Below are 25,949 nucleotides of genomic sequence, written 5' to 3'. Positions count from 1 at the left end.
CCCGTTATTTCGCACGTAGCTGCATATATTTGACTCCGCTCGCCTGATACTTCAGAATTTCCTCTAAAAGCTCCGCCAGATAAGCCCCTGCCTCGATGGGAAGGGTCCCTCCGCGATGAATATTGGAAATGACTGTACGATCTGATTCTACCGTATTCGTATCCGGTTTGTAAATCATGTAAGCACTAAGACTTTCTGCGGTAGCAAGCCCTGGCCTTTCTCCGATCAAGGAGATGACGACCTTACATTTTACGATCGACGCCACCTGGTCTTGAACCCAGACTCGTCCCCGGTGAATGAACACCGGTTTTCCCACACTGATATTGCGCATGGCCAAGCCTTGCAGAAGTGCTGGGAGCAAGTCTGGTATGGTTGCCTCGCACGCTGATGTACTCAATCCATCCGAAATGATAATTTGTACATCTTTTCCTTTATCACCGTTTCGTTCCAGCCACTCTGCTGACTCATCCGAGAGCACTCGCCCGGAATCCAGGTTCATTAGGTAGTCAGTCATGTCTTTGGCTTTGGTATGCAAAGCGGGCAGCTGCAGACTTTCAAGCAGGGTCGGGCTGATTGTTTTCATGACGGCGTCATGTGCAGCGGCTTGGTCAATACGGAATTGCAAATAGCTGCCTGTTTTCATACGGGTACCTGCACGTCCGATCCCGATCCGTGCCGGGGTTCGATTCATCGCTCTCTCCAAAGCCTCCGGATTTTTCGGTCGCATTACGCCCTGCTGCTTTTTCTCCGGGAAATGGATTATATCGTCGTGATTTTTCCGGTTAAGCTCATCCATAACTCGTTGGACCAGGTCATCCAGATTGATCTGTTTCATCTTGTTTGCCCTCCCCTTCTAACTAGTCAAAAATGGTTAAATCCCCTGCCTGCTCTGTCAAACGTCCGTTTTCCATGATCCCCATTTTTTCTAGCCACTTCTCAAATTCACGAAGCGGTCGAAGTCCGAGAAGCTCCCTGTAGCTGGCATCGTCATGATAGCTCGTATCCTGGTAGCTGAGCATGACATCGTCTCCGCCAGGCACACCCATATAAAAATTGGCTCCGCCCAAGGTTGTCAACATCCCCGCGATTTCTTGGTCATTCTGGTCAGCATGCATATGATTTGTATAGGTCGGAGCGATGCCCATCGGCAGTCCATGCAATTTCCCCATGAACAAATCCTCTAAATCAGCACGGATCATCTGACGGCCATCGTACAGAGTCTCAGGTCCGATAAATCCGGAGACATTGTTGACCATAAAAGGCTTCCAATGTCGGCAAAAACCGTAGGTACGCGCCTCCAGGGTTTGCATGTCTACTCCTTCATGGGACTCGAGCGAAACCTCCGAGCCTTGCCCTGTTTCGAAGTACATTACGTTCGGACCTGTAGCTGTTCCTTTGCGAAGCATCAGCTCCATCGCTTCGTCCAGAATCTCCTTGCTCACGCCAAACGCATCATTCGCACGCTGGGAGCCTGCTAGACTTTGGAACATCAATGAAATAGGAGCACCACCACGAAGGGCCTGCATTTGTGTCGTGATGTGGGCCAGCACACAGTTTTGGGTCGGAATCTCCCAACGCTGCATGAATTCATGTGTCATCTTCAGCAGCTTGGTTACGCTTTCAACTGAATCGTTATTTGGATTAATTCCGATCACAGCATCCCCTGAACCGTATGAGAGTCCTTCTTTCATCGAAGCGAGGATACCTTCCGGGTCATCAATCGGGTGGTTTGGCTGACACCGAAAAGCAAGGCGACCCGGCTCCCCGATCAATGTATTGCAATAAGCTTGATGACGCATCTTTTGCGACGCCATCACTAAGTCAATACTGGACATCAGCTTTGCTGTTGCCGAAATCATTTCACTGGTCAGTCCTCTGCTGATGCGTGTCAATTCAGGCATCCCTGTCGAAAAGGAAAGAATGTACTCGCGCAGCTCGCCGACTGTCCAATTCTTGATGTCATTATATACAGAAAGATTCATGTCATCGTAAATGATCCGGGTCACCTCGTCCGTATCGTACGGAATAACCGGATTTTCATAAATATCCGCGAGTCGCATCTCACTCAATACGACTTTGGCCGCCATTCTTTCCAAAGCGGATTGGGCAGCCAGTTTGCTCATGTGATCGCCTGATTTCTCTTCACTAGCTTTAGCCAGCACTTCTCTTACGGAGTCAAATTGGTAGGTTTGCTTACGAATCACACAAGCTAATTTCATTTTCAGCTTCACTCACTTTCTCGTATGAGTCTGGAAAAAAGAAAAAAGCGCTATGAATAACAGACGGATGATCCGCCCTCCTTCAAAGCGCCTTTGCTTTTCGCGTGTTTACTTTTCAAATACAACTTCTTTTTTAGCAAGAACCGATTCTACGGTAGGCAGCAAATCTTCTTCCATAACGGGCTTTGCTAAGTACCCACAGATGCCTTTGGCCTTGGGATCGCCCGCCATATCCTTTTGACTGTAGGCGGTCAGCAAGAGTACGTCTACATCCGATTCTTTCCGAATGATTCCGGTGGCTGTCAGTCCATCCATGACTGGCATTTTCACGTCCATGATGATGAGATGGGGTTTCCACTTTTGCGTCAATCGAACGGCTTCTTCCCCGTTTTTCCCTTCCGCTACCACATCGTATCCTTCCGCTTGCAGCATTTCGGTCAGGTCCATTCTGGTAATGGGATCATCGTCTATAATAATGATTCGATAATGATGACGCAATATTCCACCTCCCCATTGCAGAGAATGGACGTGCCAACACTTCTTGCAAATAACTGACAAAAACCGACGCCTTTGTCGGCCTTACCCTATTCTTTTCAGAATAATACTATTATTATATCCGTAATTTTTTTCTATTTCCACCCCTTAATCCTTATCGTCAAGGACGGACCATGCAATAAATCGGCTCTCACATGACATAACTACAATTGATATTTTTTTAATTTTTCATAGAGGACAGACCTGCTGATGCCAAGTAAGCGAGCTGCTTTTGCCTTGTTCCCGTTTGTTTCACGCAAGGCCCGTGCCAATTCTGTCTTTTCTGCTGCGTAAATGATGTTTCTTCCATTCCCCTCAGCAGCTTTTTGGAGCAATTCATCTGGCAAGTCGACATAGGAGATCATCCCCTTTTCAGCCATGATCATTCCTCGTTCTATGACGTTGCGCAATTGACGAATGTTTCCGGGCCACTCGTATTGGTAGAATAGCCTTTGTACCGATTCATCAATCCCCGTAACAGCCGTTTCCAATATCGGATTCAACTGTTCGATAAAAGAATGGGCCAAAAGCATGATGTCATTCATTCGCATTCGTAACGGGGGAATGGAAAAGCTGACCACATGCAGACGGTAATAGAGCTCCTCCCGAAATGTTTTTTGCTGAAGCATTTCTTCTATAGGAGCATTCGTCGCTGAAATAATGCGTACATCAGTCTGAATGGGCTTGGTTCCCCCAATTCGATAAAATTCCTTTCCTTCAATCGCACGGAGTAGCTTGGCCTGCAAGTTTATTGCCATATCTCCGATTTCATCTAGAAACAAGGTTCCTTTGTGAGCTAATTCAAATTTACCGATCCTTCCTGCCCGATCAGCTCCGGTAAAAGCCCCCGTCTCATAACCAAAAAACTCCGCTTCCAGCAAGTGTTCGGGGACAGAGGCACAGTTGATCGTAACAAAAGGGCCTGAAGCACGGGGACTGGAATTGTGCAGGGCGTGGGCAAACAGTTCTTTGCCTGTCCCACTTTCACCCCGAAGCAAAATGGCCGTATTTCTACGTGCGGCTTTATGGGCAGAAACGATCAAGTTTTTCATTGCTTTATCTCTGGTCAAAATATGATCCCAGTGGTACGTAGCTTGATGGACTTGTTTTGAGGTGCCTTTTTCCGCGAAGCGATTTCCACCGTCAGCACGATGCAGCGATTCAGCCTTTGCCGTGTGCATGATCGCTTCCAGCTGTTCGAACTCTTCACGCATGTCATTTTCGGAAGCGACGAGGGCATTCACAGTACTTGTCTTGGTCAATACGCCCACGATCCGCTGTTTGTTGTCTACGAGGACGCTTTCTTCCGTATAACCTTTTTGAATATTCTGTTCATTATGACCAAACGTCATCTCGTACAGCAGGCCAAGTGAGGTAGTCACGGCTTTTGTTTTGATAAAACCATGAATAGATGTATCGGAAGGTAGCTTTTCAAGAATCATCCTGTAAAGTGTGCTCCGCGAAAAAACACCTACCAATCGCCCCTGTTCGTCTCCGACAGGAAGTACATCCATGCGCGTCTCCAACATGACACGAGCAGCATCTTCCAGTGTATCGTTTGGGCGTAGGTAGGTGGTAATTGGGTGAATCATCTTTTCCATCGTCATACGTTCCCCGCCTTTTCGATACGATGAAGAAGTCTCATCTAATACCATACGACACGACGGTGGTTATCCCTTCTATGTGGTGCCCCTATCAGAATAGACCAGCAGTTCCCTAGCTGGTCTCCCCTATTTTTTGGCGAAGATCGCAAACCAATTGGGACATGGTCACTCCACCCAAAATGTCCTCCATGGCATTCTGTGCTCGGGTCAGTATCAGCTCCAGGACGAACTGGATGTTAGCTCCTACCGGACACTGCGGATTGGGCCCTTCGTGAATATGAAAAAGTTGCCCCTCTTCTACTACTTCTACAGCACGGTAGATCTCCAGCAACGTAATCTGCTCTAACTCTTTTGCTAGGGTTGCACCACCCGCGCCTGCACGAACATGCACGAGTCCTGCTTTTTTCAATTGTCCCAGGACTCTGCGGATGATGACAGGATTCGTATTGACACTCCCCGCAATCCATTCAGAAGTGCTATGGGAATTTGAGTCGATGGACAGAAGCGACAATATATGAACTGCTACCGAAAAGCGGCTACTAATTTTCATTTGGGTCATCCTTTCGTTGTAATGATTATAGTTACACCCTTCACAAGAAGTCAAGTTAACCATTCCGACACATATAGACCTGGTTTCACAAGCCCCTCTCTTTGGAACCTATGAAGGAATAGACCCCATGGGATTATTTTGGTCTATGCACATAAAGACTTTGCGCTTTTACAGTCCATACAGCTTGGACGACTTCGAGTTTTCCCCCCGCTCCACTGAGATTGTACTTACCGCTGAAGTGAACGAGAAAGCTGTTGCAACTGCGACTGTCAAAAGGATTTTTGTCTCACGCGATGTTTCTATTAGCAAGGTTCGAGAAAACGGACTTGTCGGTCAATTTTTTTACAATCCACAATCACAACCCCGTCCTGCGATTCTGGTTTTGGGTGGAAGTGAAGGGGGAATCGGTTCCTGCTCCCAATTTGCCGCCTTGTTTGCCTCTCATGGCTATCCAGCTTTAGCCCTCGCTTATTTCCAATGCGATGATCTCCCTGATGATATTCGCCAAATTCCACTAGAATATGTGCAAAAAGCGGTTCAGTGGTTAAAGCGGCAGCCTTCTGTTGATGGTGAAAAAATCACAGTATTTGGTCGTTCAAAAGGTGCCGAATTAGCGCTTGTCATCGGCTCTATAGATACCGAGATAAAAGCAGTCATTGCTTCGAGTCCCAGCTCCACCGTGTCCATCGGGAGTGATCGCGAATTTGCCGACTCCGAAACATTTTCACCGCAATCCTCCTGGTCCTTCCGCAAAGAGCCGCTCCCTTTTGTTTCCTGGACCGAAGAGCAGGTACAGGAATCACAAGCGCTCCTTGATGCAGGCAAAAGAATTGACCATATTCACGCTGCGGCATGGAAGGCATGTAAGTGGATAGAGGACGCTGCCATCCCTGTCGAAAAGATTAACGGCCCGATTCTCTTGCTCTCATCCGATGACGATCACTGGTGGCCCGCGTCCGAGCATTGCGAACAGATGGTTGCTCGCCTGAAGGAAAAGAATTTTCCTCACAGGGTCGTTCATTTACGTTACGCGGATACGGGGCACGCCATCCGCTTTCCGTATATCCCGACTACCCGCACACAATTAAATGGGGGAACAGCCAAAAATAATGCATACGCTTCAGAGCATTCATGGCGTGAGGTGCTTCGTTTCCTTGAGGCCACATTTCCATAAAACTACCGTCTACACTGTGATTGCCTTCGGTTTTTTTTTGCTTGAAATCATTGGCGCATAGAAACAGGTAAAGCCTACTTTGATGACGAAGTAGGCTTTACGTTTATTTTCAAAGAGGAAAGGATGTCGAGTAGCATGGACTGCATTTTTTGTAAAATTGTAAACGGTGAAATCCCTTCTAAGAAAGTGTATGAGGACGAGCATGTTGTCGCTTTTCATGACATCAACCCTATCGCGCCTGTACACGTATTGATGATCCCAAAAAAACATATTCAGTCGGTAATGGCCATCGAGCCAGAGGACAAGGAATTAATTGGCCACCTCCACCTCTCCCTGCAAAAAGTAGCGGAAGAACTGGGTGTCCATGACCAGGGCTTCCGTATCGTGACCAATATCGGCGAGCACGGCCAACAAACGGTTTTTCACTTGCATTACCACCTGATTGGCGGAAAACAACTGAAGTGGACTATGTAGCTTTTTTAGCGAGCTAATCGGGATGTGATGTGGCGGGCGATTCCCTCTCCGTGAAATCGGCCATTTTCAATGAAGATGGCATTCGCGTGATGACCCGCCGCAATCACACCGGCAATGTAGAGATGCGGCACATTCGTCTCCATCGTTTCTGTGTTATGCTGCGGGATACCTGTCTCTGGATCTGTCTCAACACCGAGTGAATGCAGAAAGGTCCGATCCGGTCGATATCCGATCAACGAGAAAACATGATCGTTCTCCAACGTAATGATCTCTGACTCGGTATTGACACGGATGCTGCGTTCTTCAATGCTCTCTACGTTTGCTCCAAAATACATGCGGATGCGCCCTTTATTGATAAGACTCTCAAATACAGGCCTTGTCCAAGCTTTTACTTTATCGGAAAGTTGCGGTCTACGGCAGATGACGGTTACGTGGGCCCCAGCCCTCTCCAGCTCCATCGCTGCATCTACTGCTGAGTTGTTTCCTCCTACTACCGCAATATTCATTCCGGCATACGGATGGGCTTCCTTGTAGAGGGATGAGACTTTCGGAAGCTGTTCACCGGGCACACCTAAACGGTTCGGATTGTCAAAGTACCCCGTCGCGATAATCAGATTTTTGGTCTCATATTTATGATTTGTTGCAAAACGGTCCAGCGTTGTCACATGAAAGCCATCTGCTGTCTGTTGTGCCCCCGTAACGGTCTCATAGACATGGACGCGCAAATTTTCTCGCGATGCTACCAACCGATAATAATTAAGCGCTTCTTGCCGTGTTGGCTTGTCATGAGCAGTTGCAAACGGAATACCGCCAATCTCCAACAACTCAGGTGTGCTGTGAAATATCATATATGTCGGGTACCGGTAGATCGAGTGGACGAGCGATCCTTTTTCAATAATGATCGGCTCAAGTCCGGCTCTTTTGCAGGCAATCGCTGCTGCTAGTCCACATGGCCCTCCCCCTACGATAAGTACGTCTTCCATTTCTCTCCCGCCTCGTTTCTTTACTTCTCTCTCCTGCCTTTTGCCTTCTCATCATACCATATCGCTACTCTCCCCAAAGAGTTCGCAGCGAACTTATTACCAATAAATAACCAATGAAAGACTGGTTATCTCTCCTTATACTGGATGTATGATGAATAAACAACAACGCATACATATCTGGTTTGTCTCACTTGTATTTCTGATGTATGGCCTCACTCTTGCAATTGGAGTTCCTGCCTCCACGGCTTCCTCGAACAATTTGCATGATATTGCAAACAGCTATGCGAGGCAGCAAATCCAATCTCTGCATGAAGCAGGAATCATCGCCGGCGATGAAAACGGGTATTTTCATCCTACCCAGCCAGTCACCCGAGCTGAGTTTGTTACCATGCTCAGCCGCACAGTAGGGATCAAGCCGGTTTCTGGCAACATCGTCTCCTATACAGATGTCCCAAAAAGCTATTGGGCATACGGATACGTTCAAGCCGCTGCTGCCCTGAACATCGCGAGCGGCATTGGTCCGTCCACCTTTGCACCTAAGCGGACGATTTCTCGCGAGGAAGCGGCTACCTTTCTCGTACGTGCCCTGGAACAAAACGCCTCGCAAACGACAAGCCTCACTGTAAAGGACGCTAAATCCGTTTCGAGCTGGGCACGCAACTCGGTGAGCCGGGCCATGCAAAACAATTGGCTGGTCGGGTATCAAGGTTACTTCCGCCCCAATGCTGCTTTGTCCCGCCAAGAGACTGCTGTTATTTTGCAGCGAATTTTGGATGATCTGAACAAACAGACGCCTTCAGCAAAGCCACTCGTTTCTCTCGGATGGCAGTACCAATCAACTACGGAGGAATTCATTGCACAAGTCAAACGCAGTGGTGTCAACACACTCTCACCACGCTGGTACTTCCTGGAAAAAGATGGAACACTCAGTGACTTCACTGATCTTTCTCTCGTCCATTGGGCACATGCCAACGGCAAAAAGGTATGGGCTCTCTTTGGAAACAAATTTGATTCAGCCGCTACACATACGGCCTTGTCCGATGTGACAAAGCGTCGGGCTATCGTTCAAAAATTGTCAAGTTACATAGACAAGTACCAATTGGATGGAATCAATGTCGATTTCGAAGGATTTGCACCTGCAGATCGAAACAACTTTACTCTGTTCATCCAGGAGCTGGGGACCGCCCTCCACGCGAAAGGAGCAATCCTCTCCGTCGATATTCCGCCCGACTCCGGCACCGATTGGAGTGAACCTTATGACTTTGCCAAGCTGGCAAAATATGCAGACTATCTCGTATTGATGGCCTATGAAGAACATTGGGTTGGAGGGACGAAATCGGGCCCAGTCGCTTCTCTCCCTTGGTTTAAAGGCGTCATCTCGGATTTGCTCCACGAAGTGCCTGCTCAAAAACTGATCGTCGGCATGCCGCTTTACACACGTGACTGGTATCAATCCGGTAAGCAGTTGCAGTCTGTCGATTTGAGTATTCCGCAGTCGTATCAACTCATCTCGCAATACAAGGCAACGACAAAATGGGACGAGTCCATCGGTCAATATCGTTCCACCTACAAAAAGCAAGGAGTGACACACACCATTTGGCTCGAGGAGAGCCGTTCCATGGGTCTGAAAGTTCAGGCTAGCCTGCAATGGCAAATTGGCGGATTAGCCTACTGGTCCGTCGGTTCAGAATCAACCGATATGTGGACGGCGATCGCCAACTCGATAATGCTCAAACAAGCACGTGAAAAGCTGTAAGAATAATGGAGATGATTGTGGCAGCCGACGGATACCTACAAGTTACCGTGGCTCCCGCAATCATCTCTTTTTATAATCAGCATGAAGCGCTAGTTATCTACACGTCGAGGGCTTTGAACGTTTTGAATGTCCTAATAAGTCACCGATGAACCTTCTCCGCCAGGGTGTTCGGGAGGCTGTATCTTTCTAAACCATATATCCAACAACCCCCTATTGTTTTGCCAAAGAATATTCCGTATATTTAAGTGCTACCCCCTACACTCTCTTTCTATTTTTTAAGCTTTTTGACGACGTTTTACCATTCAGAATAATAGATAAAGGAGGAATCAGCAGTGAAGATGGAAATTTTGGATAACCGGACCATTTCGATTTTTCTGAACGAGACTGAACTCTTGAGCCGTGGATACAATCATGATGATCACGAAGCCAATCTTGCGCTGATCAATCATTGGGTAGATGAAGCTCTCCTTTTTGCTGAATCGACTCATGAATTTCCAGCCATAGATATGCCCTGCCACACTGAGGTCGCATTTGTGCCTGCTCAAGGCATGTATATTACAATTACGTTGACGGACCAGTCTGAAATAAACACTGAAGCTGCTTCTGCAAATCCTGCCGATACGTGCATAGGTATTGTAATCTTCGCGTTTCGTGACTTCGAAGATATCGCCAGATGCGCAGCCAAAATGCGTGAGGATTTGCGTAAGAGCGGAAAGCTCTATTTCTTCAAAAATGATTACTTGCTTTTTATGCAAGAGACCGAGTTTTCCTTGACCGTGGATTACCAAGACGCGCTCTCTATCGTAAGTGAATACGGAGAAAAATATACAGATGATACGACTGAGGTCGTCGATACCTACGGAAAAGCCATTTTCGAGAAGGATGCGTTATGTGAGATTGCCCGACTTTTCCCTTGTAACTAATTAGTCTTACCCTCTTACCATTACTTGATAAGCCAGCCGTTACAGCGCTGGCTTTTTTCTTATGGATGAGTTTCTCCTTCCTTATTCATACTGAAGAGGAGTAAAGGAGGAAACAAAATTGTCGGATATTTTGATGAGCCCTGAACTAAAAGCAAAAACAGAGGAAGCCATTCAGGGTCTAACCTTCACGAAAAATTTTCGCTCGGCAACAGCCGAAGAATGGTATCTTTTTCTGCCGGGATACCAGGACCCCCAATCAAAAGGAGCTTGCGGGAAAGTGTTCATTCATTATGATTTGTTTCGAAATCGGGATGTATTCATCCATACAACCGTGATCCTCGATGACCCAAGGCTTTACGATCCTACCCTCCACCCACTTGTCTACGCTGTAGTGGATGAGATTGTCAATCGCCTGGTGGGGTATGCGAATACACTGCTTTCGGTACACGCTGGTACAAATTCCTATACAGCGGAATACGTTAATTAGGCACTCTTTGTACAGATTACTAGTAAGGCATGACGGCGTTCATTAATGGATAATACTTCCATATCCACAGGAGGACATGATGAAAAACAATCAGGATCAGTTCCAGGCATCCGATGAGGTCGCTGAAAAGATGTACGAGTCATCCTATTACAAGAGCCACTCGGTAACAGAGAAGGGGCTGGCTATTACGCATGAACAGGTAAGTGACGTTTATATGGAGGGTACGAACGACGGGAAAATAGATAAAAATGCGGGGAAGAAAAAAATCGAGATAACTGAAACCGGTTATGAAAACATGTTTCAGACAGAATAATCCATGGCTTATGTACATGAACACGATGGTAAATGCGTATCAGAACCAGCCAATGCTCGTGTAATCGACAAAACCGTCCTCATCTGGGACGGTTTTTATTATGATCAGTCGTTTTGCCCTAGTGTTTCCGTGTTATTGGACCATCCCCAGCTCTCAATCCTTTTTGTTTCTCCTTTACCTTTATCGCTGGTTGTCTGTGCAGCCTGTGTTTCCGCTTCCTGCTTTGCTTCGTCAGGTGTCAAGTCTGGTCGCAAATCCATTATTCTCACCCTTTGTTTTCATTCATTTTTTGTATGATTACTCTGGAGAATAACCCTCTGATTCATTCGTTAAGCCCTCATATTGGGTAACGGCTGAAATCAGCTCTGGGCGGGTATCTCTGTTGGCCTCAGCTACTTTTTTCAGATCGAAATAAGCTTCCGATAAGCGAAAAAGTGGATTGGTACGGTCAGGTGGCTGATAGGATGCCGAACGTGTCACGACTCCATTTGTTTCCAAAAAGAAAGTATCGGAAGAAACACTTTCTATATCCTGTTTGACTTCCTTCAACAAAGTTTGAACATGCTCGGGTAAAATATCGTTATGTTTCTCGAAATTTTCTAACATCGTGAGCACATAATCTTTTTTGGTCATAATCCTTGTCATCCTTTCGTCCGGGCTTCTTTGTTAATGTGCCCGCACGAATGGAAACACATACAATAAGCACCCGATCCCCAAACCATTCCTTTCACCACGAAAAAAACGGCCACCTCTGTATTTCTACAGAAGTGGCAATTGCTTTTTGAGAACCCTATTCGTTTACCCGACCTTTTGCAGCAGCTTTCCCCGCAGTTTAGCCAGCATGTCCTCTGTCATTTTATCCAGATCATACTGTGCCTTGAAGCCCCATTCCATCGCCGCTGCTGAAGCGTCAATAGAATTCGGCCAGCTGTCGGCAATCGCTTGACGCACAGGATCCACTTGATAGGAGAGCTTGAACTCAGGGATATGCTTGCGAATAGCTGCAGCTACGTCTTCTGGATCAATGCTCATCGCGGTGACATTGAAAGCATTGCGGTGAATGAGCTTGGACGCATCTGCTTCCATGAGGCCGACAATCGCACTGAGCGCATCCGGCATATACATCATATCCATGTAGGTACCTTTCGCAATGTAAGAGGTGTAGGTGCCGTCTTGAATCGCTTTATAGTAAATGTCGACCGCATAATCCGTCGTACCTCCACCTGGTGGCGTCACATAAGAGATCAGGCCAGGGAAACGAACACCGCGCGTATCTACGCCAAATTTTTGGTAGTAGTAATCACAAAGAAGCTCACCAGATACTTTATTTACGCCGTACATCGTCGTTGGTCGCTGGATGGTGTCTTGTGGCGTGTTGTCTTTTGGTGTTGATGGACCGAACGCCCCGATCGAGCTCGGTGTGAAGAACTGGCAATTCAGCTCGCGAGCTGTTTCCAATGCATTTACCAATCCGCCCATATTTAGATTCCAGGCCAACAGTGGCTTCGCTTCCGCTGTTGCGGACAATAATGCAGCCAAATGCATGATCGTATCCACTTGATGGGTTTTGGCCAGTTCGAACATCCGTTTTCCATCCGTTACGTCCAAAATTTCAAATGGTCCTGCTTGCACGACCGGATCGTCTTCTCTTTTACGGATATCGGTTGCCACTACCTGCTCTGCGCCGTAAATTTCACGCAGCTTCGTAATCAGCTCTGACCCGATTTGTCCTAACGCCCCGGTTACCAGTATCTTTTTCATTTGAGGATCCCCATTTCTTTCCCAACTTTTTCGTAGATGTCAAGGGCACGATCCAACATTTCCTTCGTATGAGCCGCAGTCGGCATATTGCGCACGCGTCCAGTTCCTTTCGCAACTGTCGGAAACACGATCGCTTTTGCGTATACGCCTTCCTCGTACAGTCGTTTACTGAACTCCTGCGTTTTGTTTTCATCACCGATGATGCATGGAGTGATCGGTGTTTCGCTCTCCCCAATATTGAAACCGAGTTCTTTCAATCCCTTTTTCAAATAATTCCCATTGTCCCAAAGCTTGTCATGCAGCTCGGTGCTGCTCTGCAAAATTTCAATCGCCGTAATAGACGCAGCGACATCCGCAGGAGTCAGCGCTGTAGAGAACAGGAATGGTCTGCTGCGAACTTTGAGCCATTCGATCAGCTCCCGGCGTCCAGCCACATAACCACCAACGACACCAATGGCTTTGGAAAGCGTCCCGATTTGGAAGTCGATTTTATCCGACAGGCCGAAATGCTTCACCGTTCCAGCTCCTTTGCCGAGAACACCGGAACCATGTGCATCATCTACGTAAGTAATGAGGTCAAATTCTTCGGCAACCTCTACTATTTCCGGCAGTTTGGCAACATCGCCATCCATCGAAAAGACGCCATCAGTAATGACCATCAGTTTTTTATATTTACCAGACTCTTTTGCTTCCTTAGCTTTGGCACGCAGATCATCCATATCCGAGTGATTTACGCGAATGATCTGTGCGCGGGAAAGGCGGCAGCCATCAATAATCGAAGCATGGTTCAACTCGTCAGAAAGAATGGCATCATCTTTATCCATAACGGCAGAAATTGCTGCCATATTGCAGTTGAAACCGGACTGATAGGCGATGGCTGCTTCTGTATGTTTAAAGGCTGCCAATTTTTTTTCTAGCTCAATATGAAGATCTAACGTACCATTAATGGTTCGAACTGCCCCTGCACCTACCCCGTACTTCTGTGCGGCTGCGATTGCAGCATCAATCAGTCGTTGATCTGTCGCCAAACCGAGGTAGTTGTTGGAGGAGAGGTTGATCAGTTGTTTTCCGGATATCGTGATCATAGGGCCATTCGCGCTTTGCAATGGATCAATCACATTGTATAGTCCTTTGTTTTTCAGTTCAGTCAGATTTTCATGTAAAAAATGCTCCAATGTTTTGCTTGCCAACGAGAATCCCTCCAGCATTCGACCCATGGTTTGCGCATCTGAGAACGAGGAAAGTAAATTCCACAAAAACAAATGTACACTCCACGAGGACGTTTTATTTTTAGTTAAATCGCGTAATATCAGCTTTATTTGTTATTAGATTACCACCTTTTTCTTTTTATGTCCATATGACAAAGACATAATTGGTTGCGCTTACACAAAAAGTTCTTCTGTCCGTCTTCATAACTTCTCCCTTTGGAGCAATCTTAGACTTTTGCTAGCAAAAAACAAAAAAACCACTCTCCACTTTAAAAGTGGAATGTGGTCTCGGATCATTTTTTTGCTTTTTGCGATTTTAGAATCCCGGGTTGAGCAGTTGGTGTGCGTTCAAAGCCATCAATCGTGAAACGGTGAGTGATCAGTGATTTAACCGGCTCGCCTTTGATAAAATGTTGCTCCACCAACAGCTTTGCATCATCCGGCGCTACATTCTGGTACCAAATCCCCTCTGGATACACAATCATGACACAAGCATCCTCGCATCGCCCGTTACAGCGCGTACGGGTAGTATGTACATAATCATCCAGGCCAGCTTGAGTAATCGCTTCGCGCAGGGCGATGGTAACTTCCTCCCCGCCCTTTCGCATACAGCTTCCGCCATTACAGATCAATACATGGTGCCTCGTTTTGGATAAATCCCATGTTGCCAACCACACCCACTCCTCTCGAAATAAATCGTAATGATTACGTTTATCTACCGTTTCACTATAACTCTTCTCATCATGCCTGTAAATAGCACAATTAGCAATTCCCAGAACGTTTTCTTTTTGATAGAATATATGTTCGTATACAGTAATACTGAATGATTGGTGGTGAAGGCATGTCCGTGACCAAGCAACGCGACGCCTTGCAGCTTCTCGAAATGATGGGTTCCTATCCCTGGTATGTGGAGAAATTCATCGAGCATAAAAAGGCGAAGAAAAACTCTCCTTCCACGTTGCTCGGCTATCTGCGCGATATTACATTTTTCTTTCGCTGGATGATGACAGAAGGCTTGACCCCTGTCTCGGAAATGAAGGATATTCCCCTGAATGATCTCAATGATTTAAAGAAGGAAACGGTGGAGAGCTATATTCTGTACTTGCAGGAATCCCATTTATACGAGCGGTCTGCCCTTTTGACCAATCCGACGAGAAGTGCAAAAAAAGAGTACAGCGATCGTACGATTAGCAGGAAAATATCTAGTTTGAAATCGCTTTTTCATTATTTATCTGCTCTGGCTGAGGATGAGAATGGCGAATCGTATTTGACCCGCAATGTCCTCGCAAAAATTGAACTGGAAATAACAGAGCTGACCCCACTCGCTAGAGCGAATGCCATCCGTGCGAAAATCTTGATCGATGAGGAAATCTACCAATTTGTCGATTTTGTTTACGATGGGTATCTCGCTCATTGTGACACGGTGAAGAAACAGCAATTTCACATGCAAAACCGTGACCGTGATACCGCCATTATTGCGATGATCCTCTCAGGCGGCTTTCGTGTATCTGAAATTGTAAGCCTGGATCTCTCAGATATTGTCATGGAAAAAAACCAGTTGAAGATGGTCCGAAAAGGAAAGAAAGAAGACGCTCCCTTTTTCAGCGATTGGGCAAAGGAATACTTGGGGCGCTATTTGCAACAACGTGACAAGTACGCTCCGACCGGGCAGGAGGATGCTGTCTTTCTGGCCGTTTCTCCTACTAACCAAAATGGGCATCGGATTGAGGTTCGCTCCGTTCAAAAGCTGGTGAAAAAGTACGCCAAAGCTTTTGGCATCCCTGACTTGTCGGTACATAAGCTTCGGCACAGCTTTGCTACCCAGTTTTTGCGATTGAATCCTGATCCGCATCAACTACAGGCACAACTCGGACACTCCAAGATTGAAACAACGATGCAGTATGCTCACGTCCTGGAGGATGCCCTGAGCAAGGCCGTAAACCGGACGACCTAATACAGATTAGATTGAAACATAAAAGTGTCCATCCGGTGACTCTTTTTCGCATGTGGATGGTCGCTTTTTGTTGCGCACAAAAAATGCCCCTGCCAAAAGACAGGGGTTGATCATCCATTCTCTTCGTATCCATTAAGAAGCCGTTTTTACGGTTTTGTGGACGCTAATCTTTTCTCGGAGTGCCTTTTGCTTTTGCCCTTCGTCAATCACGTTCAACTCTGCCATTCGGCTTAATACCACATGCTGCCGTTGTTTCGCCTTTTGCCAATGCTTGACGGGTGAATAGTTCTCTGGTGCTTTTGGCAGAGAAGCAAGAATCGCTGCTTCCCCCAATGAAATCGTCTCACTACCGTTTCCATTGGCGGTCTTGCCAAAATAAAAGGCGCTTGCTTCACCAATACCGTATTTTCCATGTCCAAAATAGATGACATTCAAATACATTTCCAGAAGTTCTTTTTTACTGTATCTCTGCTCCAATTGCAATGCGATCGCCATTTCCTTGGCTTTTCGTAACATCGTTTTATCATGAGTCAAAAAGAGATTGCGGGCAAGCTGCATGGTAATCGTACTGCCGCCCTGTACGTACGCCCCTTGACTGACATCAATCCAGATCGCCCGGGCCAATGCCACAGGATCCACCCCATCATGCATCATAAAACGGTGATCCTCAATGGCAACAAATGCTTTCCACACATAATCAGGCATTTCGTCGAGCTTTACATACATTCCAGACTTTGGCTCATGCACAGCAGCCAACTTCTTTTCATCAATCCATATATTTCCTGCCACGCTCATTATAATGGGAGCCAGGACTGATACTATGACCAATCCAATTAGCCATACTCCGATTCGTCTTTTCCACATCGAGCCTGGTTGCTTTGCCCGCGTGTTTTCATTTGTCGGAACAAACGGCTTGGCTTTTCCAACTACGGGTACAGAAAGGTGGTTCATACGACATCCCCCTGATCTTGCTTGTACCATCATTGTAGGGGATGTGCATGTTTACTCCCATCGAATCCACTTACAGTAACCTTACAATTCCGTAATACTGTTGCTACTGATCAGTTGCGATACTGTCCGGCTTCCTGCTGGCGCAGCTCGATCCGTCTGATTTTGCCAGAGGTCGTCTTCGGCAGCTCTTGTACAAACTCGATCTTTCGCGGATATTTATAGGGCGCTGTCAGGCGTTTAACGTGATCTTGCAATTCTGCCACCAATTCATCAGATGGTGTGTTGCCTTTTTTCAGAATAACAAATGCTTTTACCACGTTACCCCGCTCCGGATCAGGACTTGCCACTGCAGCGCACTCAGCCACAGAGGGATGTTTTACCAACGCATCCTCTACCTCGAACGGACCGATCGTGTACCCACCGGAAATGATGATGTCATCGGAGCGTCCTTCGAACCAGATGTATCCGTCTTCATCCATGCGACCCTGATCGCCTGTCACAAACCAATCGCCGCGGAATGCTCTAGCGGTACGCTCGGGGTCATCCAGATAACCTTTGAACAAAGCGACGAGATTGCGGTCAATCGCGATATCCCCTACCTTGTCTACAGGCAGCTGCGCACCGTCTTCGTCAATAATTGCAATCCGTACAACAGGCGACGGTTTCCCCATCGACCCTGGTTTAGGCTCCATTCCGACAAAGGTACCGACCAAAAGTGTACTTTCGGTTTGTCCGTACCCATCACGTACAGTCAGGTCAAACTCACGGCGGAATGTATCAATCACTTCCCGATTGAGTGGTTCGCCGGCTGAACAGGCAGAGCGCAATGCTTGCAGCTTGTATTGATCCAGATCCGATACTTTTGCCATCAATCTGTATTCAGTAGGGGTCGCGCACAATACGGAGACCGGATAATCTTGCAAAATAGTCAAGTAATTCTCCGCACTAAAGCGTCCTTTGTAAACAAATGCCGTCGCCCCCATACCAAGGGTAGAGACAAACGGACTCCATATCCATTTTGCCCAGCCTGGACCTGCTGTCGCCCAAACCACATCTCCCTCGCGAACATCAAGCCACTGGGTCGCAGCGACAGCCAGATGCGCGAAAGGCCAGCCGTGCACATGCATGACGCCTTTGGGTCCACCTGTCGTTCCAGATGTATAGGAAAGAAAGGCTAGCTCGTCTGAATTCGTATTGACTGCGTCAAATTCCTCATCCTGGTCATCCAGCAGACTTTCCAGGGAAATCCATCCCTCTTTGCTGTCCCCCGTTGTAATGTAGTGTAGCAAGGAAGCACATTGTCCGCGCGTTGGCTCTACCTCGTTCAAAATGCCTTCAAAGCCGATGACTGCTTTCGCTTTTGCATGATTGACGCGGTATTCGATATCCTTGTGTCGCAGCATCTCCGAACCCGGCATGATGACAGCGCCTATTTTTAATAGAGCTAAATATAAACCGTACGCAAGAGCCCCTCGGGATACCAGAACCAGTATCCGGTCCCCCCGCTCTATTCCAATTGATGTTAGACCGTTTGCAATCCGGTTGGAGTAACGACGCAACTCTTCATAAGTAAGGATATTTTCCTGTCCTTGCTCGTCCAACTCCCAAACGGCCCGTCTCTCTGGATTCTTTTTGGCCCATTCATCTACCTGTGCGGCGAAGTTATAAATTGCTGGCATGTTCAATTGCAAATGACACACCTCCACTTTTTTCAGATATACAGAAAAATAATATTCGACGTTTTTTTAATTTTTCCTCTTTCCAGTCTATTTCATTGTGATCTATCTTAGCAAGGAATTGATAAAAATTGGAAATCAATATAGCGTAACTATTGAAGAAAGGTTTCGTCATACATTTAAAGGCTCTCATGCACATGCACGAGAGCCGATATGATCACGTTTCTTATGGAAGCAGGTTAGATAACTCGCTTGATTTTTACGACGCGTTTCTCCCAGTTCGTGCCATCGAACTTGGAATAGGTTACGCCGGGACTGCCGTAGGTATGTAGAATCTTGCCATTTCCCGCGTAGATCGCAACGTGAGTAATCCGATCAGAAGAGCTGCCCACGGACGCCTTCATGAAAATCAGATCACCTTTTTGCAGGTCCTTTTTGGAAACGGATTTGCCCACTGTCGATTGCTGACGGGAATCGCGTGGCAAGGTGATCCCTGCTTCCTTAAAGACACGTTGGGTAAAGGATGAGCAGTCAAACGTTTTGGTTGTGCTGCTGCTCGAACCGTATTTGTATTTGGTCCCCATGTATTTTTCACCATTTTTGATAACCTTGCTGGCAATGTCACTCACTGGCTTGTCCGGGGTGCTGGAAGAATTGTCGGAGCTGCTAGACGAGTCGATGATACGTCGTGCAGTGACAAATTTTTGGCTATACGCTGAATAAGATTTCAGTACGACTGCGTCTTCACTTTGGGAAGAATACACGAATTGATCATTGCCTATGTAGATGCCCATGAAGGATATACTACTGCTGCCATTGGAAGAGAAGAAGACCAAATCCCCTGGCTGTACACTATTTTGGGAGACTTTATTCCCTGCCTTGGACAGACTTGCGATGGTGCTTCCGATGGAAATACCCACTTGCTTGTAAGTAAAAGTTGCCAGTTCGGCAGAACCAAATTGCTTAGGTCCTTTTGCTTTGTACTCATAATCTTTGCCAATCAATGAAGTGGCAACATCTGCAATTTTTGATTGTTGCGAATCTTGTGTCTTAGCGGCCGCTTGTCCAACCTGACCACCCATTAACAGGGACGTACTCAGTATGACTGCTACTGTTGACTTCATTACCCAATCTCGTTTCGTCACTTTCTTTTCCTCCTTGTCATGTTGTGGAACCCGTCGTCGGGTACATGGACAGATTACCTCAAGAGGAAACGGGAGGATAAGACCGTAAAATTTACCAATTGCTTATTTAGTAGCATCGGACTAGACAGAAAACATGGTCTAAACTATGCCGTTCATACCTTTTAGTACCATAGAACCAGATGGGCCAAGAAACGCTTTTTATCCAGCTTTCTACCTATAAAAGAACCATCTTCTGCAAGATCATGTCAGAAGATGGTTCTTTTGTTCCATTCGGATGATTCTCTTTCTATTTCATTCTAGCAGTAAAGTGTCCCCATTTTTCCTCGCCCCAAACAAGCGTCATCACATCACCGTCCGCAATCGGTCCTACCCCTGCCGGCGTGCCTGTATAAATGATGTCGCCACGATCCAAGCCAAAGTTTTCGGCAATATAGGAAATAATCGTCATCATGTCAAAAATAACATCTCCAATATTCCCACACTGTACCTGCTCTCCATTCTTCAACAATGAAAAGTCAGTGCTACTTAATACATCCACTCCCGGAAAAGCACGAAACGGCGTCAAAATAGCGGAATTTTTAAATCCTTTTGCAAGCAGCCACGGGTGGCCCGATTTCTTCAATTCACTCTGTACATCCCTCAGCGTAAAATCAATGCCGAGAGCGATTTTGTCTACCATTTGTCCAAGCGTTGCTCCAGCCTCATACGGTCTAGCAATATGTAAGACGAGCTCTGCTTCATAATGTACCTCTCCACGAGTACCTGGCAGCTCAATTTCGTTGCCAACTGCTTCTGCCAATGCATGTGTTGGCTTATCAAAGATCATCGGTCTGGTCGGTACATCGTTTCCCAGTTCTGCGGCGTGGAGGCGATAGTTGCGTCCTACACAGTAAATGTTCTGAATCTGTTCCATAGTGTCCTCTCCTTTGGCAGCTATTCACACTTTTTACTATAGCATGACCATGCTTGTAGTTCTGCAAAATGTGAGGACAAGAGTCAAAATCGCACGTCATCAGGATCAAAAAAAGCTGCTTTTTCAGGCAGCCATTTCCACATTTCCCTATGTAAATTATCCGTTGCCATAGCCAGGCCATAGACGAGCGTTCCCTCTCGCCTCAACTTCAAAAACCGTATCGCAAACTGCTTCGAGCGCTTTCTCTAAATCTAGCTCCTCCTCGGTGCTCCAGGAAAACTCATAGCGGATTTTCATCAAATGCTCACTTGTTTCGCACACGACAAATTGAAACTTCTCGTGCTGTTCAAGTGTTTTTTTGCGTGCCAAAACCGTTGCTTCTAACGGGAACAAGCCATCCCATTCAGAGACGACGTAACAGGAGGTCACATCAATCCATAGCGTCGAGGTTTCATTGATCCTCCGAAAAATCACCGTGTCTTCACGATAAAAGCCGTAACCGGAGGGAAGTGCTCCAGCAAGTTTAAAACGAATACCTACAGGCAAATCGTCCGGCTTCAACGCCCGTACAAGTCTGCCTGGCAAAAGATAATAGTCATCCTGCTCCTGACGAGCGAGAGGTTCTCCCATTACCAGTACCCTCTGATTCTCGCTGTCCCCTGTCACCTTTACATACATCACGGCACCTCCCTCTCCAACAGTATGGTCAGGAAAGCTTGACTCAAAACCAAGAAAGCAGACTATGACATCCATTTTTAGGAAAGACAAAAAAACAGGGAAAGACCTTTTCGGTATCCCCTGTTATCCCTTCAATTATGCACGAACAATGGCAACGACTACATGTTTTTCATTGTATGTCTTCGCCTTGATTTTGACCGGAAAATCATAGGGGTTGGAAAACTGGAAGTCCAAAGCCCCGTAAGCAACAGTCGCATCTTGGCCGGCAGGCACGTATCCTACCGACTTGCTATGGTGATGGCGCTCGACGATCGTCATTTTCGCCTCTTCTGTCGCGTTGTAAAGCGTGCTGGAGACTTGGCAAATCCCGCCGCCATAATCGTCAGTGAGCTGACCATTCAAGATCACGCCGGCCTTCTTCCAGCCATCTTCTTCTAAATTGGCATTCCCTACTTCTTTATTATACGAGAAAACCTCGTGTGGCATTATTTTCTCATTATTGATTTTCTCCATAGCTTGTTTGATGTTGTGTTTGCGGGCTTCTGAACTCGTTTGCATTGTCGTATGATAAAAGCCGATGACATCCTCTTCAGTGATTTCCATCTTGTTTACATACTTTTCCCGAAGCTCGAGCGGCGTAAGATCTTCACTACTTTTGGCAGAAGCTTTGACAGGTAGAACTGCTGTCCCCAAGGAAAACATCAATGCTGTAGCAACTGTACACGCGGTCAATGACCGGAATTTCTTCATTCTTCCTCTCCCTCACTTTTTCACAAGCTGTTTTGCACAAAGTCTATTAGAAATAGCATGAATCTGAACTGATTGCTCTGTTCTTTTACCTTACTTCAATAATGTAACGTATGATTAAAAAACCGTTCAACCTGCAAATGTTGGTCTTTGTGCTCGTTTTAGCAGGCCATCAGTTCACCTAGTCCTCTTTGTCCATGACACCAAGAGCCCTGTTTTTTTCCTTAAAACGTTCGTTATGAGAAGAAACGTAGGCCATCCGATCTGCTGATGGATCCATATAAAGCTTGGCACTATTTACAGCCAACGCAGCATCTGTGAATGCTCCAGCGATCAGTGTGATCTTGCTGTCGTACTGTGCGAAATCTCCTGCGGCAAAAATGCCAGGCAGATTCGAAACGAGGCGTGCATTGACAAATACATTCCACTCATCCATGTTGAGGCCCCACTCATTAATCCCACTGAAATCAGCTTTCAAGCCATGATTGACGATGACAGCATCCACGTCTAGCCGTTCCGTATCACCCGATTCCACATGGCGAATCGTCACTGTTTCGATCGTTTCTTTATTCGTACTATGTAATTGGGTAACGGCAAAAGGTGTACGCACGTCGACTGAGGACTCTTTCATCCGCTGAACATTTCGTTCATGTCCACCAAACGAATCGCGTCGATGCACAACCGTGACAGATGCCGCAATCGATTCCAGTTCATTGGCCCAGTCTACTGCAGAATTTCCTCCGCCGGAAACAAGAACGCGCTTCCCGCGAAATGGCTCTAGCTCTTGCACCGTATAATGCAGATTCGTTACCTCGTAACGCTCCGCTCCCTCAATCTCCAGCTTGGCCATTTTCAGGATCCCCCGTCCAAGCGCCAGAATAATCGTTCGGGTCCAGTGTCTTTTCCCAGAGGCAGCCTCGAGAATATAGGTTCCATCTTCTTGTTTTTCCAGCCCTACCATTTGCTCTCCCAAGACGATAGTCGGATCGAACGTTTTCGCTTGCTCCACTAATTGGGCAATCAGCTTTTCACAAAGAATCGGCGTTACCCCGCCCACATCCCAAATCATTTTCTCCGGGTAGATTAACATGCGCCCACCCAGCTCTTCTTTTGCCTCAATCAGCTTGGTCTTCAGATCACGCATCCCGCTATAAAAAGCAGCATACATCCCCGCCGGACCACCGCCAATAATCGTTACATCATATAAATCCAGTTGTTTACTCACAACGTCCCCTCCAAATTAGTGCCATCATCTACGGTTGACGACTGATAGTTATTCTCATTTTCTGCCGTACTCATTTTAGCTGTTCGATCCATACACGAACAATGGACAAAAAAGACTTTTCTTTTGTACAAATTTAACACGAGCATGATAAAAGCTCTTCTTCGATGAAAATGAGATTCATTATCATACGTATAATTGTAATGGAAAAAGGAAAATTCTTCAACCCACCCGATATGATTGCTCCATAGTACAATCCCCCACTAAAAAATCGGCATAGCTGAGGCCATACCGATAAGTTACCCTGCTCGACGTGCTGCAGTTGCAAAAATATATTCCGAAGCCCGATGGAATGAGTCATGAAAGGAAGCACGAAGGAAGCTCTGAACGACTATTCGTTCTACTCGTCTCAATCATATAAATTAAGTATCAATTCATCTATATTTATATATTACACATATTAAATAAATGTATTTATACTGTAGCTAACTTTGAGAGAGGACGTGACTGGAATGGAATATAGGAAGCTTGGCAATAGTGGGCTGACGGTCAGTCGAATCGCATATGGCAATTGGATCAATCACGGCGGCAAAGTGGATGAAGAGATGGCGAACAATTGTATTAAAGCCGCGCTGGATGTTGGCATCACTACATTCGATACAGCAGACGTTTATTCGGATACGAAGGCGGAACAAATACTTGGAAAAGCGCTGCAAGGGATTCGCCGGGAAAGTATCGAGCTGTGTACAAAGGTCTGTCATCCAACCGGTAATGGAAAAAATGACAGTGGTTTGTCGCGTAAACATATTTTTGAGAATTGTCATGCCTCGTTGCGCAGATTACAGACAGATTATATTGATGTCTACTATGCGCATAGATTTGATCCGCATACACCGCTGGAAGAAACGATGCTTGCTTTCGCTGATTTGGTGAGACAAGGGAAAGTGCTTTATGTGGGTATCAGTGAATGGACAGCAGAACAAATTACGCGAGGCGCAGCATTGGCCAGGGAATTGAAAGTACCGATGATCGCCAGCCAGCCGCAGTACTCTATGTTATGGAGAATCATTGAGCGTGATGTGATACCTACTTGTCAACGCGAAGGACTTGGGCAGATCGTCTGGTCCCTCCTTGCACAGGGGATTTTATCTGGAAAATATTTGCCGGGACAAGCGGTACCAACGGATTCACGCGCTAACTCATCTGCCGGGAAACCTTTCTTTCAGAGGCTGGCACAGCAATGGATGGAAGATCATATTCTGGAGACCGTTCAAAAACTGCGGCCGATTGCAGAAGCGGCAGAGCTTACAATGGCCCAGCTTGCTATAGCTTGGGTACTGCAAAATCCGCACGTAACTTCCGCCATAATCGGTGCCTCCCGACCGGAACAAGTAAGAGAAAACGCTTTGGCTGCCGGCGTTAAGCTTGACGCTGCAATTATGGAGGAAATTGATCGCATTCTGACTGGCTTGGTGGAGTATGATCCGGGGAAAACAGGCTGAAATTGAAATTAGTCCAATATAAATTCCGTTATCGAATTGGAAGTAACTTCTCTGACCGTCGCCAGAAATAGATCTAGGATGCAGGAAGCTTCATCTGCTTTCCACACTGTAAAAAGCATTATTCGTGGTGTTGTCTCCTGAAGCTTCTTAAAGACAACACCCGATCGTTTCATTCCTTCCATAGAAGACGGTACAACCGATATCCCCATTCCTGCAGCAACCAAATTTACAATGGTATGCATCTGTACCGCTTCTTGCACGATCTTCATGCTTACTCCATTTCCCCAAAAATAGCTGACAATCAAGTCATATAAGTTGGTACCTAAATAACGCGGAAACATAATGAAAGACTCGTCTGCCAGTAACTGAAGTGGGATGTTTGGCATCGCGGCTAGCGGGTGATCCTCCGGTAGGACAACTCGTAACGATTCTTCCATACATGTTTCCGAAGAAAAGAGGACGCTACTCGAGACGGAGCGGGTAAACCCAACCTGGATTTCCTGTTTATCGAGTGCTTGCAACTGTTGGGCGGTTGTCATCTCATGAAGAATAAGCTGAACATTTGGGAAACGTTCCCTGAATTTTTTGATTATCGTCATGACAATTTCAGTAGAATCGACAAAGCCGATCGCAAACTCTCCAATCTTGCCTTCATTGGCAAGCCGGGCCGATTGAATCGTTGCTTCTGCTTGAGAGAGCGTGCGTCGAGCCCCTTCCAAAAAGACCTTCCCTGCATTAGAAAGCTTTACCTGTCTTTTCGTCCGATGAAAAAGGGTAACGCCCAATTCGTCTTCCAGCTTGCGAATTTCCTGGCTTAGCGGAGGCTGTGCCATTTGCAGCCGATCGGCTGCACGGCTGAAACTCAGTTCTTCAGCGACAGCAATAAAATAACGCATGATCCTTAAATCCATAGTCCTCACCTCTATTTCATCAGTGTACGACAGCCAGCACCAGATTCGTCCATACTTTATGGTTTCCCCCGATCGTTGCAGCAGAGCGATTTGTTTATCTAATAATTGCTCCATAACGGTATTTGTAATCAATTTAACCAAATTCATGCTAGCATATCTACCAAAAACACCTCACTAATCAATGCTGCAAAAAATCCGAATTGACAAAAAGAATCATTCAAATAATAATAGTTGATAATATCAACAATTAGAGGTGTGGTAGAC

General features: G+C 46.4%; 27 protein-coding genes. 8 read left to right on the top strand and 19 right to left on the bottom strand.

The features are described 5' to 3' along the window. Nucleotides 1-4: 4 nt before the first annotated feature. The 5 genes from eutC to ACIFQN_RS10540 form a co-directional block, all read right to left on the bottom strand. Nucleotides 5-835 carry an ethanolamine ammonia-lyase subunit EutC gene (eutC, locus tag ACIFQN_RS10560; RefSeq protein WP_429832978.1) on the bottom strand — a complete coding sequence of 277 codons (831 nt, stop codon included), beginning with the start codon at nucleotides 833-835 and terminating at the stop codon, nucleotides 5-7. Nucleotides 836-857: 22 nt separating this feature from the next. After that, a complete protein-coding gene (locus tag ACIFQN_RS10555; RefSeq protein WP_429833210.1) occupies nucleotides 858-2,219 on the bottom strand; it encodes an ethanolamine ammonia-lyase subunit EutB in 1,362 nt (453 codons plus the stop codon). Nucleotides 2,220-2,327: 108 nt separating this feature from the next. Continuing rightward, nucleotides 2,328-2,717, bottom strand: coding sequence for a response regulator (locus ACIFQN_RS10550; protein WP_429832977.1), 390 nt, complete (start codon nucleotides 2,715-2,717; stop codon nucleotides 2,328-2,330). 200 nt (nucleotides 2,718-2,917) lie between these two features. After that, entirely contained in the window at nucleotides 2,918-4,360 is a 1,443-nt protein-coding gene (locus ACIFQN_RS10545; protein WP_429832976.1) for a sigma 54-interacting transcriptional regulator, read from the bottom strand. Between the two features lie 109 nt (nucleotides 4,361-4,469). After that, nucleotides 4,470-4,907, bottom strand: coding sequence for an Rrf2 family transcriptional regulator (locus ACIFQN_RS10540; protein WP_429832975.1), 438 nt, complete (start codon nucleotides 4,905-4,907; stop codon nucleotides 4,470-4,472). Nucleotides 4,908-4,968: 61 nt separating this feature from the next. Between ACIFQN_RS10540 and ACIFQN_RS10535 the strand changes: the two genes are divergently transcribed. After that, nucleotides 4,969-6,081 (top strand): acyl-CoA thioesterase/bile acid-CoA:amino acid N-acyltransferase family protein, encoded by a 1,113-nt coding sequence (locus ACIFQN_RS10535; protein WP_429833209.1) that lies wholly within the window; start codon nucleotides 4,969-4,971, stop codon nucleotides 6,079-6,081. A gap of 135 nt (nucleotides 6,082-6,216) precedes the next feature. After that, a complete protein-coding gene (locus ACIFQN_RS10530; RefSeq protein ID WP_429832974.1) occupies nucleotides 6,217-6,555 on the top strand; it encodes a histidine triad nucleotide-binding protein in 339 nt (112 codons plus the stop codon). A gap of 5 nt (nucleotides 6,556-6,560) precedes the next feature. On the opposite strand, the gene ACIFQN_RS10525 is transcribed toward ACIFQN_RS10530, so the two are convergent. Then, complete coding sequence (locus ACIFQN_RS10525) at nucleotides 6,561-7,538, bottom strand: YpdA family putative bacillithiol disulfide reductase (RefSeq protein WP_429832973.1); 978 nt, start codon at nucleotides 7,536-7,538, stop codon at nucleotides 6,561-6,563. A gap of 148 nt (nucleotides 7,539-7,686) precedes the next feature. Between ACIFQN_RS10525 and ACIFQN_RS10520 the strand changes: the two genes are divergently transcribed. From ACIFQN_RS10520 to ACIFQN_RS10505, 4 genes are all read left to right on the top strand, one after another. Then, nucleotides 7,687-9,294, top strand: coding sequence for an S-layer homology domain-containing protein (locus ACIFQN_RS10520; protein WP_429832972.1), 1,608 nt, complete (start codon nucleotides 7,687-7,689; stop codon nucleotides 9,292-9,294). A gap of 338 nt (nucleotides 9,295-9,632) precedes the next feature. Next, a complete protein-coding gene (locus tag ACIFQN_RS10515) occupies nucleotides 9,633-10,217 on the top strand; it encodes an adaptor protein MecA (RefSeq protein WP_429833208.1) in 585 nt (194 codons plus the stop codon). Between the two features lie 118 nt (nucleotides 10,218-10,335). Continuing rightward, the gene (locus ACIFQN_RS10510) at nucleotides 10,336-10,704 is read left to right on the top strand and encodes a hypothetical protein (RefSeq protein ID WP_429832971.1); all 369 of its coding nucleotides are present in this window, start codon (nucleotides 10,336-10,338) and stop codon (nucleotides 10,702-10,704) included. A gap of 76 nt (nucleotides 10,705-10,780) precedes the next feature. Further along, complete coding sequence (locus tag ACIFQN_RS10505; protein ID WP_429832970.1) at nucleotides 10,781-11,017, top strand: YozQ family protein; 237 nt, start codon at nucleotides 10,781-10,783, stop codon at nucleotides 11,015-11,017. Nucleotides 11,018-11,121: 104 nt separating this feature from the next. Here ACIFQN_RS10505 and ACIFQN_RS10500 read toward each other — a convergent pair whose 3' ends face one another. The 5 genes from ACIFQN_RS10500 to ACIFQN_RS10480 all read right to left on the bottom strand — a co-directional run bounded on the left by ACIFQN_RS10500 (nucleotide 11,122) and on the right by ACIFQN_RS10480 (nucleotide 14,657). After that, nucleotides 11,122-11,277 (bottom strand): hypothetical protein, encoded by a 156-nt coding sequence (locus ACIFQN_RS10500; RefSeq protein WP_429832969.1) that lies wholly within the window; start codon nucleotides 11,275-11,277, stop codon nucleotides 11,122-11,124. Between the two features lie 37 nt (nucleotides 11,278-11,314). Continuing rightward, nucleotides 11,315-11,650 (bottom strand): hypothetical protein, encoded by a 336-nt coding sequence (locus ACIFQN_RS10495; protein WP_429832968.1) that lies wholly within the window; start codon nucleotides 11,648-11,650, stop codon nucleotides 11,315-11,317. Between the two features lie 165 nt (nucleotides 11,651-11,815). Continuing rightward, complete coding sequence (locus tag ACIFQN_RS10490; RefSeq protein ID WP_429832967.1) at nucleotides 11,816-12,778, bottom strand: L-threonine 3-dehydrogenase; 963 nt, start codon at nucleotides 12,776-12,778, stop codon at nucleotides 11,816-11,818. Further along, the gene (locus ACIFQN_RS10485; protein WP_429832966.1) at nucleotides 12,775-13,968 is read right to left on the bottom strand and encodes a glycine C-acetyltransferase; all 1,194 of its coding nucleotides are present in this window, start codon (nucleotides 13,966-13,968) and stop codon (nucleotides 12,775-12,777) included. Before ACIFQN_RS10485 ends, ACIFQN_RS10490 begins: the two co-directional genes overlap by 4 nt. A gap of 311 nt (nucleotides 13,969-14,279) precedes the next feature. After that, nucleotides 14,280-14,657 carry a (2Fe-2S) ferredoxin domain-containing protein gene (locus ACIFQN_RS10480; protein WP_429832965.1) on the bottom strand — a complete coding sequence of 126 codons (378 nt, stop codon included), beginning with the start codon at nucleotides 14,655-14,657 and terminating at the stop codon, nucleotides 14,280-14,282. A gap of 170 nt (nucleotides 14,658-14,827) precedes the next feature. Between ACIFQN_RS10480 and xerS the strand changes: the two genes are divergently transcribed. Beyond that, on the top strand, nucleotides 14,828-15,940 hold the full coding sequence (gene xerS, locus ACIFQN_RS10475; RefSeq protein ID WP_429832964.1) for a tyrosine recombinase XerS: 1,113 nt from the start codon (nucleotides 14,828-14,830) through the stop codon (nucleotides 15,938-15,940). A 132-nt stretch (nucleotides 15,941-16,072) separates the two neighbouring features. On the opposite strand, the gene ACIFQN_RS10470 is transcribed toward xerS, so the two are convergent. The 7 genes from ACIFQN_RS10470 to ACIFQN_RS10440 form a co-directional block, all read right to left on the bottom strand. Next, nucleotides 16,073-16,891, bottom strand: a complete 819-nt coding sequence (locus ACIFQN_RS10470; protein ID WP_429832963.1) for a transglycosylase domain-containing protein — start codon at nucleotides 16,889-16,891, stop codon at nucleotides 16,073-16,075. Nucleotides 16,892-17,001: 110 nt separating this feature from the next. Beyond that, on the bottom strand, nucleotides 17,002-18,582 hold the full coding sequence (locus tag ACIFQN_RS10465; RefSeq protein WP_429832962.1) for an acyl-CoA synthetase: 1,581 nt from the start codon (nucleotides 18,580-18,582) through the stop codon (nucleotides 17,002-17,004). Nucleotides 18,583-18,806: 224 nt separating this feature from the next. Next, complete coding sequence (locus ACIFQN_RS10460) at nucleotides 18,807-19,712, bottom strand: NlpC/P60 family protein (protein WP_429832961.1); 906 nt, start codon at nucleotides 19,710-19,712, stop codon at nucleotides 18,807-18,809. 286 nt (nucleotides 19,713-19,998) lie between these two features. Further along, a complete protein-coding gene (locus ACIFQN_RS10455) occupies nucleotides 19,999-20,625 on the bottom strand; it encodes a fumarylacetoacetate hydrolase family protein (RefSeq protein WP_429832960.1) in 627 nt (208 codons plus the stop codon). A gap of 156 nt (nucleotides 20,626-20,781) precedes the next feature. Beyond that, nucleotides 20,782-21,303, bottom strand: coding sequence for a hypothetical protein (locus ACIFQN_RS10450; RefSeq protein ID WP_429832959.1), 522 nt, complete (start codon nucleotides 21,301-21,303; stop codon nucleotides 20,782-20,784). A 135-nt stretch (nucleotides 21,304-21,438) separates the two neighbouring features. Beyond that, nucleotides 21,439-22,053 (bottom strand): VanW family protein, encoded by a 615-nt coding sequence (locus ACIFQN_RS10445; protein ID WP_429832958.1) that lies wholly within the window; start codon nucleotides 22,051-22,053, stop codon nucleotides 21,439-21,441. A gap of 178 nt (nucleotides 22,054-22,231) precedes the next feature. Continuing rightward, a complete protein-coding gene (locus tag ACIFQN_RS10440) occupies nucleotides 22,232-23,275 on the bottom strand; it encodes an NAD(P)/FAD-dependent oxidoreductase (RefSeq protein WP_429832957.1) in 1,044 nt (347 codons plus the stop codon). 509 nt (nucleotides 23,276-23,784) lie between these two features. Here ACIFQN_RS10440 and ACIFQN_RS10435 point away from each other — a divergent pair. Continuing rightward, on the top strand, nucleotides 23,785-24,774 hold the full coding sequence (locus ACIFQN_RS10435; RefSeq protein WP_429832956.1) for an aldo/keto reductase family protein: 990 nt from the start codon (nucleotides 23,785-23,787) through the stop codon (nucleotides 24,772-24,774). Between the two features lie 8 nt (nucleotides 24,775-24,782). Here the strand turns inward: ACIFQN_RS10435 and ACIFQN_RS10430 are convergent, their stop codons facing one another. Then, nucleotides 24,783-25,685 carry a LysR substrate-binding domain-containing protein gene (locus tag ACIFQN_RS10430; protein ID WP_429833207.1) on the bottom strand — a complete coding sequence of 301 codons (903 nt, stop codon included), beginning with the start codon at nucleotides 25,683-25,685 and terminating at the stop codon, nucleotides 24,783-24,785. Between the last annotated feature and the right edge of the window lie 264 nt (nucleotides 25,686-25,949).

The organism is Brevibacillus sp. NRS-1366 (genome assembly GCF_050467985.1).
Note: the sequence above shows the minus strand (reverse complement) of the source record. Positions and strands in the feature narration are given on the sequence as shown.